Source organism: Flavitalea flava (assembly GCF_054461575.1).
The window spans coordinates 53,858-71,766 of record NZ_JBTLQH010000032.1 but is presented as its reverse complement, the minus strand read 5'-3'; the positions used below and the strand labels follow the sequence as shown (position 1 = coordinate 71,766).

Sequence of the window (17,909 nt, the reverse complement as noted above, 5' to 3'; positions counted from 1 at the left end):
TAGAAAAGACGGTATTGAAAACAGTAGGATTAAAAAAGATTTATCCATGAGGTTCTTAAAATTTTTAAAACTTCGTATAATAACAATCATCGTAAGATTCTTAATTACATTGAGGGACCATAATATTCATTTGTTTGGCACTCCTGGTTTCTTTGATTGTCTTAATTCCCTGTCGTGTTTCTGCCTTTGTCCGGATAAGCGTCCCTTCTTCATCATATTCATAAAAGCTGGCGTAATTGTTCGCATCCAATTCAGCCGTCAATCTTAAAGTAAAGGGATCGAACACATAACTTTTCATATTCGAATTAAAGGGATGAATACGAATATCATCGAAGTAATTAGACAGGTTACCTGCATTCACAAAAGTCAGATTCATTTTGGCAGCATTCTGCGGAGCTTTAAAATATCCTTGAATACGTTGCCACCCATTAATAACCGGACCGACAGGGGCAAAAACAATTTCGGCTAACGACGGAGCCGGGCTCACGGGATACCCATTAACATCGTATTCCACCTGTTGAATAACCTGGCCACCGGAATTTAAAAACTGGGCTTTGATCTTACTGTTGGTATAGGCTACAGAATTACATGGAGTTCCAGAGCCACCTGATGAACAGCTTTCCCGAACCCAGGCGCTAAAGATCATTTCTTTATCTGCAGGAACAGTGAAGACCGGGTTTAACATCTTTTCCGTTGCAGGAGCAGGCAGTGTCCTCGGACAACCATCAGAAGTACTATAACTTTTGTAAGTTATCAAGGGAGCAGGTCCATCATGTAAAAAAGAGTAAAATTCGAGCTTGGTGCAGGAACTCGGATGCATAGTTGAACCTGCATAATTATTCACCATAACCGTTCTGAATGAGTAAAACCCTTTACAGAGATAAATCGGAAAAATCTTTTGTTTTAAATTTGCGTAGGTACCTACATCAAAGGTCGTTATCAACCGCCCGTTTCCATCCATCACATAAACCAAAAGGTCAATATTATATTGATTTGCAAACGGAGGGTCACAATGAAAATCATATTTTAGCTCAAAGTTATAAGTTCCTGTTTGCGTAACTTCGGTATACTGAATCGTTTGCGCATTATAATTATGAAAACAAGGATTTGCCCTTCCATCATAAATACAAGTATCGAATAAAAACATCCAGTTATCTACTCCAAAATTATAAAAATTTATATCTGGTGCAACAAGATAATCATGTGGCGTAGCACTAATTTGCTCTAACACTCCTCCTGGATCAGACAAGACCTTGGGAGTAAAAGATTCCAGGTTCACCGTAAAATCATCCTGAACCGGGGTTTTCACCAAAAAAGATTTAACAGTCTGGGATGACCCCGGGCTAACCTTCAAGGAATACTTTCCAGTATGGGCACTGTCAGGGGTTGCACCTGCATCAAATAAGCCGGCTCCCGGTAAACCATTGAAATCGATATGCTTTTTATTGGGACAGGCTGCAGAATCAATCGCAGTAAATCCATTGGTATACGTATAATCTTCAAAACCCTCATAAAACATCTCTGCGGAACCCGCATTATTGGCAACCGCTACCGGCATCGTCTTGCTGAAACCATATTGGGCCGAAGTGTAAATCCCCAGAGGGTCGACGGTTTCCACTTCCAAACCCTTTGCATTCACTTTGGTGATCTGACTATTCCAGGTCCATTTTGTATTAGCAAAGTCAGGAACAAGATTATTGAAGCCGTTAAAGTCCCAATACAATTTAAAATTATTTAAAAACCCGTTTTTAGAAAGGTTGGTAGCTACCAAGGGATCAAATTCAGCCCTGGTATCGTAGAATACCTGGCTCCGGTAGGCCCGGAAATTTCCTAATAATCCATAAACATAAGGATTGATATTTTTTTTCAGGTATCCATTACAATCTATCACTTCAATAGTACTACACGCATCCAGGGGGTCCGGAATTTTTTTGAAGGTTCCCACATTTTCTCTGTCGGTTGCCCACTTTTCTTTAAACTCCGCTGCATTCCCATTTATTACATCGCAGGTATTGTCTATAAAAAGTTTTTTTGTAGATCCCGAGGTAAGTATCGGGCTGACCATAGACACTACCCCGGCAACCCTTGCATCCAGCATATTCCGTTTCCCACTCCTGACTATTCTGAAACCTACCAGATTCCTGGTAAATAAATTACCATTTTCATCCATAAAGACAAGATCTTTACTCGGAACCGTAAGGGATGTATTATTCTTATTTTTATCGAAAACCCATATTTTGGATACTTCATCCGAACCCTTTATACAGGAAGTATTATCATTTCCATTATCCGTGACAAAAAGCTCATCCCCGCTTTCAAAAACATCATTGGCAAGCGGCAGGTTCGTAACCCGTCCATCGTAAAAATTGATTCCGGTATAAATTACACCTGAATTCTTATAGGCCGGTCCCATACCGCTATAAGCCCACCATGCAGGGTAAGCCGTATTGTAGATAGGTTTATTGAATTCATTGTTCGTGCGGGACACAATCACATCACCAGTTTCCTCATCAAAAACAAGATTTTTTGTAGATACCACACTTCCTTTATCCATAACAACCACACAATCCACGATACTATGATAATTGATCACTTTGGTGGTAGTAACCGCCCGGTAAGTATTTTCGCTGTTCCCTTCTACAGGCCATGGAAAAAGCAACCAAAAAGGAGGAATGGGAATGATTTCATCCACGTTTACCTGCAGTTCGAAACTGGAACTTTTCACGGAAAATTCACGGGTATCGGTCATTAGTTCGATGTCTATTCCCATATTGCCCGGTGTAATAATCCCTCCCCGGGAAGCTGAAACAAAATCGAACATTTCCCCCAATCCCTTTGACCCTGTATTTCTATAAAAATTCTCGGTATAGTTAACTATTTGTTTGGGATCATTTTCAGCATACGAAGTCTGTGATTTCAGTTTACCATGCATGTCATTTACCTCGACGAGAAAACCCTGAGACAATGCCCTGCTGTCGAAGGCATATTTATAGAAAAAGTCTTGGGTTGACGCATCGTGCGCCTGTTTGTCGACTGTAGGATCCAGTTTCGTTTGGCTAACGAAGACCGGGAAGTCCTTAGCTGTAACAAATACCGTTACCTGACGTCCTATTCCGGACCTTGACTTTTGTTGCTGCGAATTAAGTTTTGTATTGGGAACCGATGTAACGGTTACCTTGCTATAACCAACCAGTGGTGCAGGAAAAAAAGCATCCAGTACCGGCATTTCCACTGAACCGTAAGAAGTAGGGCCTAGCGGTAATTTGTCAGCAACCTGTTCAATTGTATGAAATGGGTTTTCTTCTGCTCCGATCGCAGGTTCATAGGAGGCAACTCCACTGCTTATCGTTCTTTCCTTTCCATTAAAAAACTCGGTGGTAGTATAATCGTAATTCTGTGTGTATACCGAGCCAAACTGGCCGGTCATGGCTTTCCAGTTATCCTTTAGTATTACAGACTTTACCCTGCTGCCTCCTCCATATTTAGTCCCATCCGGGTCATTAAGACGGACAAAAGACCTCTCCAGATTTACCATCTGTGCTTTCCCGACACCTCTAAATGTCAAAATGGGGTCGGAAAAAGGATGAAATAAACTTGTTCGCCAGCTTCTCAACATAGAGGCAACCTGCTCCAAAGGGGCATCGTCAGCAATATCATAGGATTCATATGCTTGTCCCGGCAGCTGCTCACGAAGAAATTCAAGTGCGGTTAAAGAAAGAGGGCTCAACCCATTTACGGGTGCCAATCTTATCCAAATTGTCGATTGATCAAATTTTCCGTAATACGGTCCGGAGGAAACTTTATCGAAATTAGCATAGACCGTTATCATTTCCATCCCTTTGGGCATGTTTACGGCAAGCCTTATCGCAAATTGGTCGACATCTTTCAGATATTTTTGAAAAACTTCCAAATCGCTGACGCATGGCTCAGGGACTTTAACAAATAAATAATTATTTTCCGATCCGGAACCCTTTCCCCCGTTATTATATAACCGGTTATTATAAGTAAACGGAGAATTTCCGAATCCTGCAATAGCCATCATATCCATGGCACGCTTGTTCTGGACGAAAGCATAATCATCGCTCTCATAATTCACTTCGATCTGCCCGCCGGAAGGCAATAATACTTTCTTTAGGGACCAGGCAGATGCATTCAAATCCAGGTCAGTCTTAATTGGCGTAGTATGGCCATAATTTTCCTGGGGTGTATAAGGAAAATCGCTGTTCTTTATTCCTACGGGATTCTGAGCCGGGTTCTTATAGGTCCCCCACCTGTCCGAAGCATTGGAAAGGTATGGTTGATTTCCGGTCTCATCACAATTCACATAGGAAAATGCATACCGGCTTTTATTGTCAACTGTATTTTTTCCATTAAACGTAAAATAGATCTCATCCAGTGTCAATTTCCCTTTTTCTAAAATATTAGCAGCATTTCTCTCCCCTTCAGGATTATCCGGTGTTCCCTGGCAGAGCTTATAACTATATACAAAATGAACGGTTTTTATTGGCTTGGCCCCATCAAAACCATTTTTGGTCAGGTCGGCCTTACTGTATAATCTTATCTCATTGAGCAGTTTACTCGAATTATCAGTAGGTTCTACTCCTCCGTCATCATCTTTCACTCCTTTTGCATCTTTTCTATTCCCTAAAAGGAATATAGCGATCATAGTTTTTGATTCAAGGGAATGCAAATACCAGGATTCCCTTTCTCCATAGGCAATTATCCCCTTGTCATCCTTAATTTCTGACCGTTTGCCTGCGTAAAAATTGGCAGTGCCTGCTTCCGTCGGAGTTCGCCATTTATGCTGGGTCAGTTTATTTGCCGTTTGGATAGTAGTTGTATAATTAAACTTTACCGCATTCCCCAGATCATCTTCCGAAATACCATTTCCTGTCACATCTACATAATCAGGAGACAATAAACCGGACAACAAAAATGAATGGGCATAAGCCGGTGTTTCCGTCACCTGAACATAACCATCCTTTCCCCCGTTGCCATCTAAAGACTGATTTTCTATAGGACTCTTATCTCTTGGGTCATAGCCTATCTTTTCCTGATCGGGAGGAGTATTTTTCGTACTATTTGAAACAGTAAAAGTAAAGTCCCGCTGGAGGCTGTTATAGACAGGTATACCATAGACATATCGTTTTCCATTGGACTCCGTGACATTGATCTGGGATATATGATGACCTTTGCGATAATCGCTGACCCTTTCGATGCTATCGTACCTTAATTTTCTGGAAGTATTATCCCAAATACTTTGACTATTATAAATTTTTATCCTTTTATCCAATCCGATTTTCGATGCCTCTTGTGCTGTCAGAAAATCGATAACCTGGGTACGTTTTTTACGATTGGCTGGTTTGTAGTCATTCACGTTAACCGTACCCAGTATATCCATATTTTGGGAAACCCGGTCTAAAATAGGTTCTGCCACAGGGTTATGCGGGTCTCCCGATACCTGAAACCGCACCAGGTCTGTTCCGCCTATCGAAGTAAGATCACCGGTATTCACAACGGTAGTCTCCCCCGGGTTGCGGAAAAAAACATTTTCCAGACTAGCACTGGCGGGCGCCTTGAAAGGGATGGCTATTCGCAGTTTATTCCCCTCCCGCCAATCTCCAATAGTAGAAGGCGTTTCCACAAAAGCTCCGTTACCACCAAAATGACCGGGAGGTCCGAGGTCTAAACCGAAACTGGCACTACCATCCTGGGAGGTCGTCAGATTGTCCCTTACCACTCCAAGATCATTCCGGTAGGGCCTGATGCTCCCACCTGTTCCCTCGCCCTGTATGGAGAAAACATCGTAGGTATATTGCGGAGCAGATATAATGGGGGTATGAGGCGTCACTTCTTTATCATTGAACCGGGTAAAATCCATGACCGCATTCGGATTATTTACTGCATTTTCTGCATACAAATAACCAACCATTGGTTTTAGCTGGGTTATCCTATCCTTATTTATGGAAGCAGTTTGTTTATAGGCATCCACTTCGAAAGAAGCATATTGACCACCCAAGCCGGGTCCTAACTGAAAATGGCCGGAATAGGCAAAATTATCTATCGGCATACGTATGGCCGGCAGGTAGCTGGGACGAGCAAAACTGATAGAAGTACTGTAAAGAGTTTTCCCGGACATAGCCTTGCTGAGTATATACATGGCCAGGTTATTGGCATTAAAATTCATTTGGTCTCTGATTTGCAGCGATTTTATCCCGATCCTGGAATTATAACTGGTTGCTGCACTAAATCCCATGGATGCGAATGACTCCTCCTTAAATAATCCAGCCGTAAGAGAAATATTGAGTGACATCGTCAAACCTTCCCGGGAATTTAAATTGGCGGTGTATCCAACACCTCCGTTAAGATTCAAGACAGGAGGATCATCTGCAGATTTTTCAGATAACACTTTGTTCATTATATTACGATTAGTTCCTCCCTTTATGGCTACTTCCATCGCCGGCCCCAGATAGTTATTAAAGGAAAAACCCGCTGACGCCGTCAGGCCTAATCGCTTAATTCCAAAATTCTCCATATCTCCCTCATAACTCACTCCCCAGGTTTTATTTGGTTTCATGTTCTGCTTCTGGGTCAATACATCCGACCCATTAAAATCATCCGGAATCCCACGCATATTCCGGCTGATATTGCCAGGATTAATATTCCAACCTAATCCCACCCAACTAGCTTCCTGTTCCATTCCTATTCCACCGGAATAAAAAATATTTACCGGGTATCCCCCAACGTCCAACAAAGGGATGTTATAACTAAAATCACCTGTAAAAAGGTTGACCAGATTATCCGAACTTACTGACTTAAAAGTGGCCATTTCCGGTTGGTTGGGGCCTCCAATATTTTTTTTCCTAACTGAAAAGGGAGCTTTATTGTCAAGGGTTTTGGGATGGTGGTTTTCAATTCCCGGAAAGCCTGACGGGGATTTTCTTAATTTGCGTTCATAAAGCGAAACCGGATAATACCCAGACCCGTCGTGAACTAGGGATTTGGCATATGCCAAAGGAGAAAACACAAAAGAAAGATCGAAAAGTAAGAATAATACGAATGCAATCCTTTTATGATAAGAGGTCGCTAAAAGCTGGATCATAAAGCTCTTTTGATTGGGTTAGTTAGTTTTTAGGATAAAGGCGGCGGTGAATTTTTGTTTTTGCACGTCGGTTAACTCGATCAGGTATAATTTACCTTCCTGAAAGGAGGCATTTAACTTGTACGCAAGGTAATTTTCTCCATAAACAATTTTTTCTTTTACTGAACGGACCTCCTTTCCATCTCTTGTTAAGAACCTCACCGATGTCTCATGCTCTCTGTCAAATGAATAGTATTTGATACCGATTATCCGTTCCGTGAGCATTTGCTGACCCGTAGATTCGTCATTACTATTCCTCAACGGAATATAATTCCCATTGGAAGGTCTTATCGGGGCCGGTTTGCCGGCAGCAAGCTTAAAAGTCCATACCTCGCTCTGGGCAACAAATTCATCTTCGTTTTTGGCAATTACCCTCCAGGCATATATACGACCGGTATCCAGGGATTTATTGGATGCGGGGTACTGATGGACCATATTTTTATATTGGCTGATATTATAAACGGGTATATTTTGTTGAATAGCCTCATAAGATCCCTGACCCGGCAATACTTCAACGATCAGCATATCATAGGTCAGGTTGCTGAAAAGATTTACAGGCAAAGGCGGAAGCCACACGAATTGCGGATAAGCAGTTTCCACCAAAGCTGTATCGGATGGGAGATTTAATTGAGGAGGGCTCAGGGGTTGAACTTCTTCAGGCAGGCAATCTTCCGTTAAAGGAGCTTCCGCATGTCCCCCACCCTGAATAATGGCATAACAGACCTTGTAATTCCCTACCGGTAAAAATCCATTTGGATCCCGGTCTACATTAAATACAGGCGATAAATAGTTGTATTGCACCGGCGCCACATCCTTAGCATTTATCTGCGTGGTGCCCTTGAACAGGAATATTGGCCGGGTGGTAGCCCTTAACACAGGCTGGTTATCCTTTGCACTCAGTAAAGTCAGTTCGATCATTACATTGATGCCCGCATCGCCCGTATTGATCAGGGCCATATTCCACAACTGACTTTTTTGCATGACGCCAACAGGGGGTACTTGCAGGGCCAGGGTCACCTGTGCCTGCAAACTGATATTATTGACAAGCCACCAAACCAGCAATACAATAAATAGCTTTTTATACATACCTGTTGAATTTTAAAATACTTTTAAATAGGTCAATCTTCCTACCTTATTTTCTACCAGCTGTTTGTTGTTGCCCGGTATAAATCCCTTATCCGCCATCAAACGGAATTCACCCAAGGCAGGAACTTTTACGGTGGCATTGGCGCTATAACCCAACTGGGTAACACTATAGACGGTTTGTTTATTATATTTTATCCCGGCTCCCAGCGACAACCATCTTCTTACCTGATAATCCACCTTCTGATCAATCACATACAGGTTATAGGTGGTATTGACAGCAGCGGAGACCTGCAATTGTGCTGTCAATGGCCCTAAAAAGGCTTGCTGACTGAACAGGAGGTTCTTTGTATTGAAATACACAAAATTGGTATCTGTTACTTTGTTATAGAATTGTGTATACAGGAGCATACTGATCAGGGAAAGATCCTTTACACGGTATACATGACTGATACTGCCAGTAAGGGTATAAAAAAGATTTTCCAGGAAGTGATCATCCTTGATCTTAGTGATCTGCGAACTGGGAAAATAACCCGCAGAAAGAGTCGGCCATTTTTTAAGCCTCAGTGTGGCCTGGATACTTTTAAATACCGTAGTGCTTTTATAGGAAGCATTTAGCAGGGGATTGGTAAAATCATTGGTCCGGATCGAACCCGTGACCAGCAAATGACGCCGGAAGAATGGCTGATCCACTCTTACCGACCAGGCGATTTGTTCGGTGCCGGTGGTGAACAGGCTGAAGGATTGAAAATTGGAGCCAAAATGACGATAGGAAGCAGTAATCGTGCTTTGAGTGGAAGGTAAAAAGGAATTAAGTTTGATCGAATAGGCTTCATTGGAACGTTCATTCATTTTTAAAGAGCTCCCCAGTATATTATGCCGCTGGCTGCTATCCAGACTGTAATAGGGTGAAGAAGACTTGGCCACTTCCGCGATCAATGTCGTTGTCCGGTGGACCTTGTAACGGCCCTCCAGGGTAAATCCCATCAAGCTGTAATTAGGAATTGCCGCACCTTGCCCATTCGTATATGAATTGTATAATTGCCGTTTACCGGCATAATAAGTCGCAATGATATTGTTTCCTTCTTTTTTACCCCTTCCGTATCGTACGAGGCCGATGTACTGACCTTTACCTGGGTTTTGTAAGGTATAATCCCGGAAGCGGTAATCGACGGTTCCGACAGCTAAGGCCATATAGGCGGATGGCGTATATTCTACCTGGACACCGGTAATACTTATATTCTTCGCAGATAATTCCGAATAATCCAGCATGGTTCTGCCTATACCGAATGACTTTACCGAATAAAGGCGCTGATATCCTTTTGGCAATGAGCTGTCCGAAACCTGTAAGGACTTTAATTTCTCTTCCAGTTCCCGGCCGCTGGAAATCTGATCTATTTCTTTTTTTGCCTGGCCGGAGTTCTTTTGCTGCAAACCTGCTAATTTCTGGTATTGGGTCTTTAACGCATCAATCTCTTTTCCCAACGAGTCCAGTTTAGTTTTCACGCTATCGTATTGGCAGGCATAGGAAGAAAGAGAGCTCTTTATGCTATCGGCTCTTTCCGCTATTTTAGTGTTATTGTCAGTACCTGTATCAGCCTTGTCCAGAGAAGCAAGATCCCGTCCGGAGCCTGGAAATTTAAACCTTCCGGCAGGAAGCCCTTTCAAAAGTTCAGGGTATTCCAGAGCAGGTTTCCCGGTAGAAAATCCCCCAGTCGGAATCTTATGATTTCGCTTTTCCTTTTCATGAAGGTCCCGAAGCCACTTATCCTCTCTTTCCGCTATTACTCGTTGTATTTGGGTGGAGTTACCCAGCCAGTTCTTCAGGGAATAGTAGTTCTTTTCCTTAATTTCCAGCCCTTTCTTTAACCTGTCCAGCGAATCCATACCCCAATTCGTCAGTAAATTTTGTACTTGTCTGCGAACCTTATTATTAAAATCCCTGGCATTGTATTGCAGATTCAGATCAGAAAAGTTCCGGAACAAGGAAGAATTGCTGAACCTTGTTGTTAAAAATACCCGGAAAGGATAATGGTCTTTATAGGTGATATCCAGGTAAGATTGCACCGTATGCTGATAAACTTCCCTTTCCGCATAAGGCGTATCGATATTTGACCGGTAATTAAGATCATATAAAACATTCCCATGCACTTGTAGAAAGCGTTTCCGCGCAGCGGGAATTACCTTATCCGCTGGTATGACCGGAGGCCTTCGAAATGGTCCTTTTTGCACCGGCTGCTTTTCCATGATAAGATAGTAGGATATAGAATTTCCCTTACAGGTGCTCCGCACGGGGAAAGGAATTCCCAGGCTCATTCCTGAAGAATCCTTTCCATTAACGGAAGTATCGGCCAATGATTTTTGCTGTCCGACGGCATTCCATCCAGACAAACAGCCCATTATCAATATGATAAATCTAAGGTTCAATCAAAGGGTGAATTAATACGTACCTCAATTTGTTTTTTCAATAGAGAAGAAACATAATACCCCCAGATAACTGTCGGAACCCGCCGTTGTCGGGTTGTAATAAAGCTTCATAGTTCCTCCAGTCACCGATATCCCTGTGAAAACTGCTGCCTGTGAAGTATTCCCTGCTGCATTTACGGTTATGGGAGATGCGCTGTTCACCCGATACTCGGTATTGGCATTCACACCATGGGCACTGGTATAACTGCTCTGCAAGGATCCAAACATGGTCACCTTATAAGTACCGCTGGGCAAGCCGGTTATTTGTATTTGCGGCTTGGCAGGATCAAAGGCATTTTCATTAAAATAGTTTCCTTGCTGTGCCAGTAACGGCATGATAAAGCCACCCCCATCGTTATTGGTTTCACCCGTATTGGCAGCCGTGAAATTACCCAGATAGGGTGAATGATTGGATCCGCTTACCGTAGAAACCGTAACAATAGTCGACCCTATTCTGCCTGTATCCGATATAACTGCCTGGTGAGGCGACCCGGCAAGAAAAGTCCATCCGGGTAAGGAATTGGAATTTTGGGAAACACCAACGTTAAGGATAGGGTTGGTACTTGGCGGACTTACAACGACCTGCATGTCGCCATATCCTGTTGCATTGTAATTATCCATCGCCGTACAACGGAACACATAGGTACCTTGGGAAAGGTTTGTCACCGTAGTATTCAGGCTAATATCATCAGTAATATGCGCCTGGTCTGGCCCGGAAACCTGTATCCACTTCACCGATACGATGGCCCCATCGGCATCGGCAACAGTAGCCGATAAATACGCAATATTATTAGGCAATTGGATGGCAGCATTAGTACCAGGAGTTACTACCGGTGAAATGGCCGCACCCTGAAGACTGTCTTCCTGAACGGTAAGGCCATTGACCATACCATACTGGGAAACGCCCGGAACGATTCCTACGAAAAAGGGGACTTCTCCGTTGACATCGGGGATAATAGCCCTGAATATAACTACGTTGGACGTATTGCCGACAGCATTTACCTGCTTCTTATTAAGTACATTATCATTTACCACAAAAACGGTTGGATTTGCAGCCAGATTGGCGCTCGTTTTCAAAGAGGAATAAAACTTCAGTTTGTACTTCTTTGCAGGGGATAAGCCAGTGAGTTTCATTTGATTCGAACCCGCATCCAAATAAGCCATATTATTGGAGTACCATCCGGAAGCAAGAACAGAAGGTGAAATCGGAAAACCACCTCCATCAGGAATTGCCTGTCCGATATCAGATCCGGTGTTCCCATAAAAGCTGCTTCCCCATATGGACTCCAGGTTCGATTTATTAACCAAGGTAATGTTATTGATATTACTGGTCCAGCTTGCCCCGTTATTACCCATTACAAAAGGGCCACCGCTCACGTCGAGCCAGCCGCTAATATTCTGAGGAGAAAGATTGAAATTGAATTTCGATGCGGTATTGTTACTGTCAGGAACAAAAACAGTAATCGTTGCATCCGCGTAGGAGGAAAGACCAAAGTTATTGGTCACCTGACACCGGAATACATAAGTACCTTCCACGAGACCAGTAACCGTAGCATTAGCAGAATTAGCATTTACAATAGTAGCCACATTCCCCAGGACCTTAAACCAGTTATAGATTGCAATCGTTCCACCTGTATTTGGGTCGGAAGCATCGGCTGTCAGTGTCCCCGAATTAACTGGAAGAAATACGATCTGAGGCTTGTTAACCGATAACAAGGGGACCTTGTTATAAACACTGTCCTGGTGAGCATTTACCCCCTGGATCACATTACTCCATTTGGAAAAATACCCATTGTTATATGCCAACCTGACCCGGTAAAAACTGCTATCCGGAGGCAGCACCAGGTTGGGATCATTTGGTTTGGCTACATATTGATAATCGGCAAATTTTCCATTAAAGGAAGAAGATTTTTGCAGCTGGTATTTGGTTACGGAAGTATTTGCCGTATAATAGCTGGTCAACATATCCCGGATTGCCGAATACACGACATTGGCGCCGGTATTGTTCAGATGAACATCATCCCCTACCTGCCAGGCTGGGTTAAGATGATTAGGACTGGCGGGATCTTCAATCAAATGATACACATAAGCACAACGATTCCCGAATTTTTGATTTAATAAACCAGCCATCACATTAAGCGAATCCCGCTCCACTGAGGGTAATGCCTGTCGCGGAAAAGAACTAACCACGAAAAGGGTCGCACCAGCCTTAACACATACGTCATTGATCAATAAAGTATTGGCCATAGATTCCGCAACCGACATTACTCCTCCTGCCCCATTGACAAAAAAATCATTGCTGGTATTACATAATATGATGATCTTGTTTCCGTCAGCAAGGGCCTTTGTTATATTATATTGATTATCTACATATTGATTGCTGCCTGTTGGCGCCAGCCTGCGGGAATTATATCCATTTTGAGAATAATTCGTCACGGCCGGATTGTTAGCGGAAGCATAAATAAAACTTTGTAATCTCCCTACGATTGAATAAGGGTATGCGCTTGCAAAATCACCTTTCCCCTGACTATCTCCGATTACCCCGATGCGGGGTGATTCATAGAGATCTGCATTCGTCTTCCACCAATGTAATTTCATATGGGTGGCATCCTGTATTTCAACGGAGAGTTGGATATCCGGTTCTCCCGCATAAACTGATCCGCCTCCTCCAGTTCCCAACCCCACTCCAACAGTATCCTTGCCCAGGATCAGCAGGGTGGAATCGCCAACCCGTATAAATTTCAGTTCGCGAAACTCTGTTGTGCCATTACCTTTATTGTAAAGAACCCCGGGTACGTTACGAGTTCGGTTCCGGATGACCAATTCACCCGAATCTCTGCTACTACTGATCTTCACCGTATCGGAAGACAGGCTGAGAACCGCCTGCGCATGAATGATAAAACCAGAGAAAAGAAAATATAAAAAAGGTAAAATGCGTTTCATATAAGTTATGTATGGGAGTGTATTTTTACGATCCGGAGTTTACATTCACCTTTCGGCGATCCTCAGTTCCGATTCACCTGATTGCGTATCATTTCTTTTAATTCATCAATTTCCTTTTGCTGCTTATCAAGCCTGTCCTGTTGAAGTTCCAGCTTCCGGTTTTTCTCCTTTACCTGGGCCAATTCTTTATTTTGCTGGATTACATAAAGGGTAAGCTCTTCTATTTTCTTTAAGAGGATATTTTGAGTATCCCCGATATCCAATCCGTCTCTTTTTACCTCTTCTTCTGATGCTATTCCAGGTAAATGTTTATTCTTGTTGATGAATCGTTCCAATTCTTTGAGAGAAGGGAGTTTATATTTTTTATCGAACACATAATCAGGCCATCCGGATTGGGTCACTTTTATTTTTTTCGCCGAGACTGTGCCATTTACAGCCAACATTGTTTGAGGGTTACTTATCCCTATTCCTACATTTCCATTATCGAGAATACGGAACAGCTCTGCATTACCATTGTTGTTTACCAGGAAAGAGCTGCTCGTGCCTGTGATTCCATCCCCCTTTATATGCAATTTGGCCAATGGGTTGTTAACATTAACCCCGATTGACAGATTGGATTGCTGGATGGTGAGGGGATCGGAAGATGAAGTACCTGCAGCTGAAGAGGGATTAAACCCAAAAGTAATAAACCCGGAAGTACTGCAGTCATTGAATACATGCGTAGAAAGGCAGGTCTGCGTAATACCCGAAAAGGGAGCCATATTTGACAAAGGTTCCAAAGAAACTGTTAGGGAAGGCTGAATCCAAGGTGGAACCGTCATACCGGAAGGAAAGTTCGTCTCGGCCTTCACCAGGTCTCTTTTCCATTTGATCTCCGTTCCTGTTCCATCACCGTTTTTAAGAGACTGACCATAGCTGACTACACTGAGCAATACAGCACAGCCTATAAACATAAAAGCTTTATGCATAGCAATTTTATTTCCTGATTTAGAAAGTATAATACCGGGGGAGCCTTATCCGTTAACCATTTGGGGGATCGGAAAGGGAAAAATCAAAGTTGTAGGTATAAAACGGGGAGAGTCTTGCAATTCCCTTATAAGATGGGGATAGCCCAGCATTACGCAAGGCAGATAATAATGTACGGTTCATACTAATGGTCAATTAGGTGTTAGAGGTATGGGTTACAAACAGGGCAGGATTATTTTGCAATGATAGATTTTTATTTTGATTCACCAATTTTCTATGATCGTAATACTGCGTTCCGGGATGAATCACCGAACACATTCTTATTTTTTTATTTCATTTGTAATCGTTTCATCCTAAGCATTTACAGGAATGTTTTTAAAAATAATTCGCTTACTATTTATCTTATAAAAAATTTCTAATATTTTTTTTTGCTTTTTAATTCTTGCCCTGTTCAATACCCCGGCATTTTCAACAAGCACCCCTATCCGACATTTTTAAGTATTTATTCCACGACTCAGCCGTAAGCTCACGGTTAGTGATACATGTTGCGTAGTAAAAAAAATGGATAAGTGGAAACACTTACAAATACTTAGTAAAAAAGTGCATTTTTGGATTGATTATTCATTTTTCAGGACCGTACGCCATTTGTATCAAAAACGGACAACCGATCCCCTAAATGTTACTTACCCTATTGATTATTAGCTCAATAACTTATTGGCATTTTATTAGCCATTTATAGGTATCCAACTACCTGAGACCCTCACGCGGACCAATATAAAAATTAGTTATGCTAAAGAACAATCTGAAGATCGCCTGGAGAATCTTATGGAAAAATAAAACATTTTCCTTTATAAATATAGGAGGTCTCGCCATCGGAATTGCCAGCTCGCTGTTATTGCTCAGTTATACCGCCTTCCAGCTCAGCTTTGATAATTTCCATGACAAAAAAGAAAACCTTTACCGGGTCGATCTGACTCATTTTCAAAATAGTAAATTAATCTTCCAAAGCGCAGAAAATTATGCCGGCCTGGGACCTGCTTTAAACAAAGAATTCCCCGAAGTCATTGGACAAGCCAGGCTTTATAATATGGGGTACAAAAACAATTGTGTATTCACTTATAATAATACCTTTTTTCGGGAACAGAAATTTTTATATGCCGATCCTTCTTTTCTTACCCTGTTTACGTTCCCCTTTATTGAAGGCGATCCGAAAACTGCCCTGACACAACCATACACAGCCGTCATTTCCGAATCCTTTGCGAAGAAATTTTTCGGAGAGCAAAACGGCATGGGTAAATTCATCCGCATGACGGACGATGACCGTAATTCGGAATTATGTCAGATTACCGGAATATTTAAAGACATCCCGCAAAACTCTCATCTGAAATTTAATGTCCTGATCTCCTATCCCACTCTCTATAAGCGAGGAATAAACCGTTTCGAGAATGCCTGGAGCTATAAAGATTTCTATACCTACGTATTGCTTCGCCCGGGCACCGATCCTAAAATGCTCGAAACCAAATTCCCCGCATTCATCGCCCGGCATATCCCGGAACAAAAAGCTACACATTCAGAAAACATTCTTTCTTTAGAACCCATCGAAAAGACACATTTCAGTACAAACCTGATCGACGAACCGGAACCTACTGTAAATGAAAAAGCCATATTTTTTCTCATCCTCATTTCTATTTTTATCATAACGATCGCCTGGGTGAATTATATAAATTTAGCAACCGCCGGTTCCATCAACCGGGCAAAAGAAATTGGTATTCGAAAAGTGCTTGGATCACAACGTTCGCAATTAATAAAACAGTTTCTCGCCGAATCGCTGAGCCTTAACCTGATAAGCTTTCTCCTGGCCATAATCCTGGTTTCCGTATCCCAGCCCCTGCTCGACAAGGTATTTCCGGTGGACTTCAGATTGTCTGGTTTTCTAAGCAGCAGGTATGGCCTTCTTTTTCTTGGCTTTCTGTGTATGGGAGGTTTTGTGTCAGGATTATACCCGGCTTTTGTTTTGTCTTCTTTTAAACCGGCTACCGTCCTTAAAGGAAAAATAAAGAACTCGGTAAGGGGATTAAATCTGCGCAAATCATTGGTCGTTTTTCAATTCTCCTTATCCATTCTCCTTATTATAGGAACGTTTACCGTATACCAGCAGGTGCATTATATGCTCAACCAGAACCTGGGTATAAAAGTGAACCAGGTCATGGTACTGGACAGGCCAGGTCGCTGGGATACAGCCCGTAGAGCACATAGTCGGTATGTGGAACGATTTAAAGAGGCTTTAAAAAGAGACCCTTCGGTCGAGGCGATCGGGATGTCGGACGAACTCCCCGGAAAAGAAATAAGATATCCCTCTACGTATACCGTGCGGCAAACCGGCGAAGGAAACGCTATACCCATTAATACCACCGGGATCGATGAGGATTATTTATCCGTGCTGGGATTTAAGGTATTGGCAGGCCGTAATTTCTCCAAAAACTTTAAGACCGATCAACGGGCATTGATCATCTCGAAATCCGCGGTTTCTGTACTGGGTTTTAAAAACCCGGAAGACGCAGTCGGAAAGCAGGTAACCAGTGATAACAATCTCTTTACTATAGTCGGCGTAGTTAACGATTTTCACCAGGTATCGCTTCAGAAAAAAGAGGAACCTACGGCCTTTCAATTTACAGCTGATTCGAGGGAGTTTGAATATTACCTGGTAAAGGTAAAGACCTCCAATCTAAACCAAACAATCGGCCAGATCCAAACCACCTGGAATGACGCATTTAAAGAAAATCCCTTTGACTTTACCTTCCTGGATGCCTATTTTAACCGGCAATACAAAAATGAAATACAGTTCGGTTTACTATTCGGCACTTTTTCTTTTATAGCCATTATCATCGCCTGTATTGGCCTTTTTGCCTTAGCGGCATTCATGACGGAACAACGCAGAAAAGAGATAGGTGTAAGAAAAGTATTAGGCGCCAGTCTGAAAGATCTTTTAGTCCTGTTAACGAAGGATTTTGTCAGACTGGTACTCCTGGCTAACCTGATCGCCTGGCCTTTGGGATGGTTAATCATGAACAATTGGCTTAAGGATTTTGCCTATCGCATTCATATCAGCTGGCTGGTTTTCCTGCTGTCCGGATTAACAGCCCTTCTAATTGCCCTGTCAACGATTAGTTTCAAGGCGTTTAAAGCTGCACTGGCCAATCCGGTAAAGAGTTTAAAAACAGAATAAGGGGGAATTACTTCCCCCTTATTCTGTTTTTTTATTCCTTAAAATCTCTGGCTTATTATTCAGCCTTTCGATTCAGGTTATCCA

Annotated in this window: 6 protein-coding genes; 1 reads left to right on the top strand and 5 read right to left on the bottom strand. The window is 42.5% G+C overall.

Going from position 1 to position 17,909, the window contains the following annotated elements:
• Positions 1–100: 100 nt before the first annotated feature.
• From ACX0G9_RS23010 to ACX0G9_RS22990, 5 genes are all read right to left on the bottom strand, one after another.
• Complete coding sequence (locus ACX0G9_RS23010) at positions 101–7,102, bottom strand: hypothetical protein (RefSeq protein WP_459067317.1); 7,002 nt, start codon at positions 7,100–7,102, stop codon at positions 101–103.
• Between the two features lie 18 nt (positions 7,103–7,120).
• Positions 7,121–8,227 carry a hypothetical protein gene (locus ACX0G9_RS23005; RefSeq protein WP_459067316.1) on the bottom strand — a complete coding sequence of 369 codons (1,107 nt, stop codon included), beginning with the start codon at positions 8,225–8,227 and terminating at the stop codon, positions 7,121–7,123.
• 12 nt (positions 8,228–8,239) lie between these two features.
• On the bottom strand, positions 8,240–10,624 hold the full coding sequence (locus ACX0G9_RS23000) for a hypothetical protein (protein WP_459067315.1): 2,385 nt from the start codon (positions 10,622–10,624) through the stop codon (positions 8,240–8,242).
• Positions 10,625–10,675: 51 nt separating this feature from the next.
• Positions 10,676–13,633, bottom strand: coding sequence for a PKD domain-containing protein (locus tag ACX0G9_RS22995; RefSeq protein ID WP_459067314.1), 2,958 nt, complete (start codon positions 13,631–13,633; stop codon positions 10,676–10,678).
• A gap of 62 nt (positions 13,634–13,695) precedes the next feature.
• Positions 13,696–14,601: a hypothetical protein gene (locus tag ACX0G9_RS22990; protein ID WP_459067313.1), complete on the bottom strand. Its 906-nt coding sequence runs from the start codon at positions 14,599–14,601 to the stop codon at positions 13,696–13,698.
• A 785-nt stretch (positions 14,602–15,386) separates the two neighbouring features.
• On the opposite strand from ACX0G9_RS22990, the gene ACX0G9_RS22985 reads away from it, so the two are divergent.
• The gene (locus tag ACX0G9_RS22985; RefSeq protein WP_459067312.1) at positions 15,387–17,825 is read left to right on the top strand and encodes an ABC transporter permease; all 2,439 of its coding nucleotides are present in this window, start codon (positions 15,387–15,389) and stop codon (positions 17,823–17,825) included.
• The last annotated feature ends 84 nt before the right edge of the window (positions 17,826–17,909 follow it).

What these genes read in the sequence shown, in the direction of transcription:
- ACX0G9_RS23010 (WP_459067317.1), bottom strand. Translation starts at nt 7,102, where the DNA reads ATGATCCAGCTTTTAGCGACCTCTTATCATAAAAGGATTGCATTCGTA.
- ACX0G9_RS23005 (WP_459067316.1), bottom strand. Translation starts at nt 8,227, where the DNA reads ATGTATAAAAAGCTATTTATTGTATTGCTGGTTTGGTGGCTTGTCAAT.
- ACX0G9_RS23000 (WP_459067315.1), bottom strand. Translation starts at nt 10,624, where the DNA reads ATGGGCTGTTTGTCTGGATGGAATGCCGTCGGACAGCAAAAATCATTG.
- ACX0G9_RS22995 (WP_459067314.1), bottom strand. Translation starts at nt 13,633, where the DNA reads ATGAAACGCATTTTACCTTTTTTATATTTTCTTTTCTCTGGTTTTATC.
- ACX0G9_RS22990 (WP_459067313.1), bottom strand. Translation starts at nt 14,601, where the DNA reads ATGCATAAAGCTTTTATGTTTATAGGCTGTGCTGTATTGCTCAGTGTA.
- ACX0G9_RS22985 (WP_459067312.1), top strand. Translation starts at nt 15,387, where the DNA reads ATGCTAAAGAACAATCTGAAGATCGCCTGGAGAATCTTATGGAAAAAT.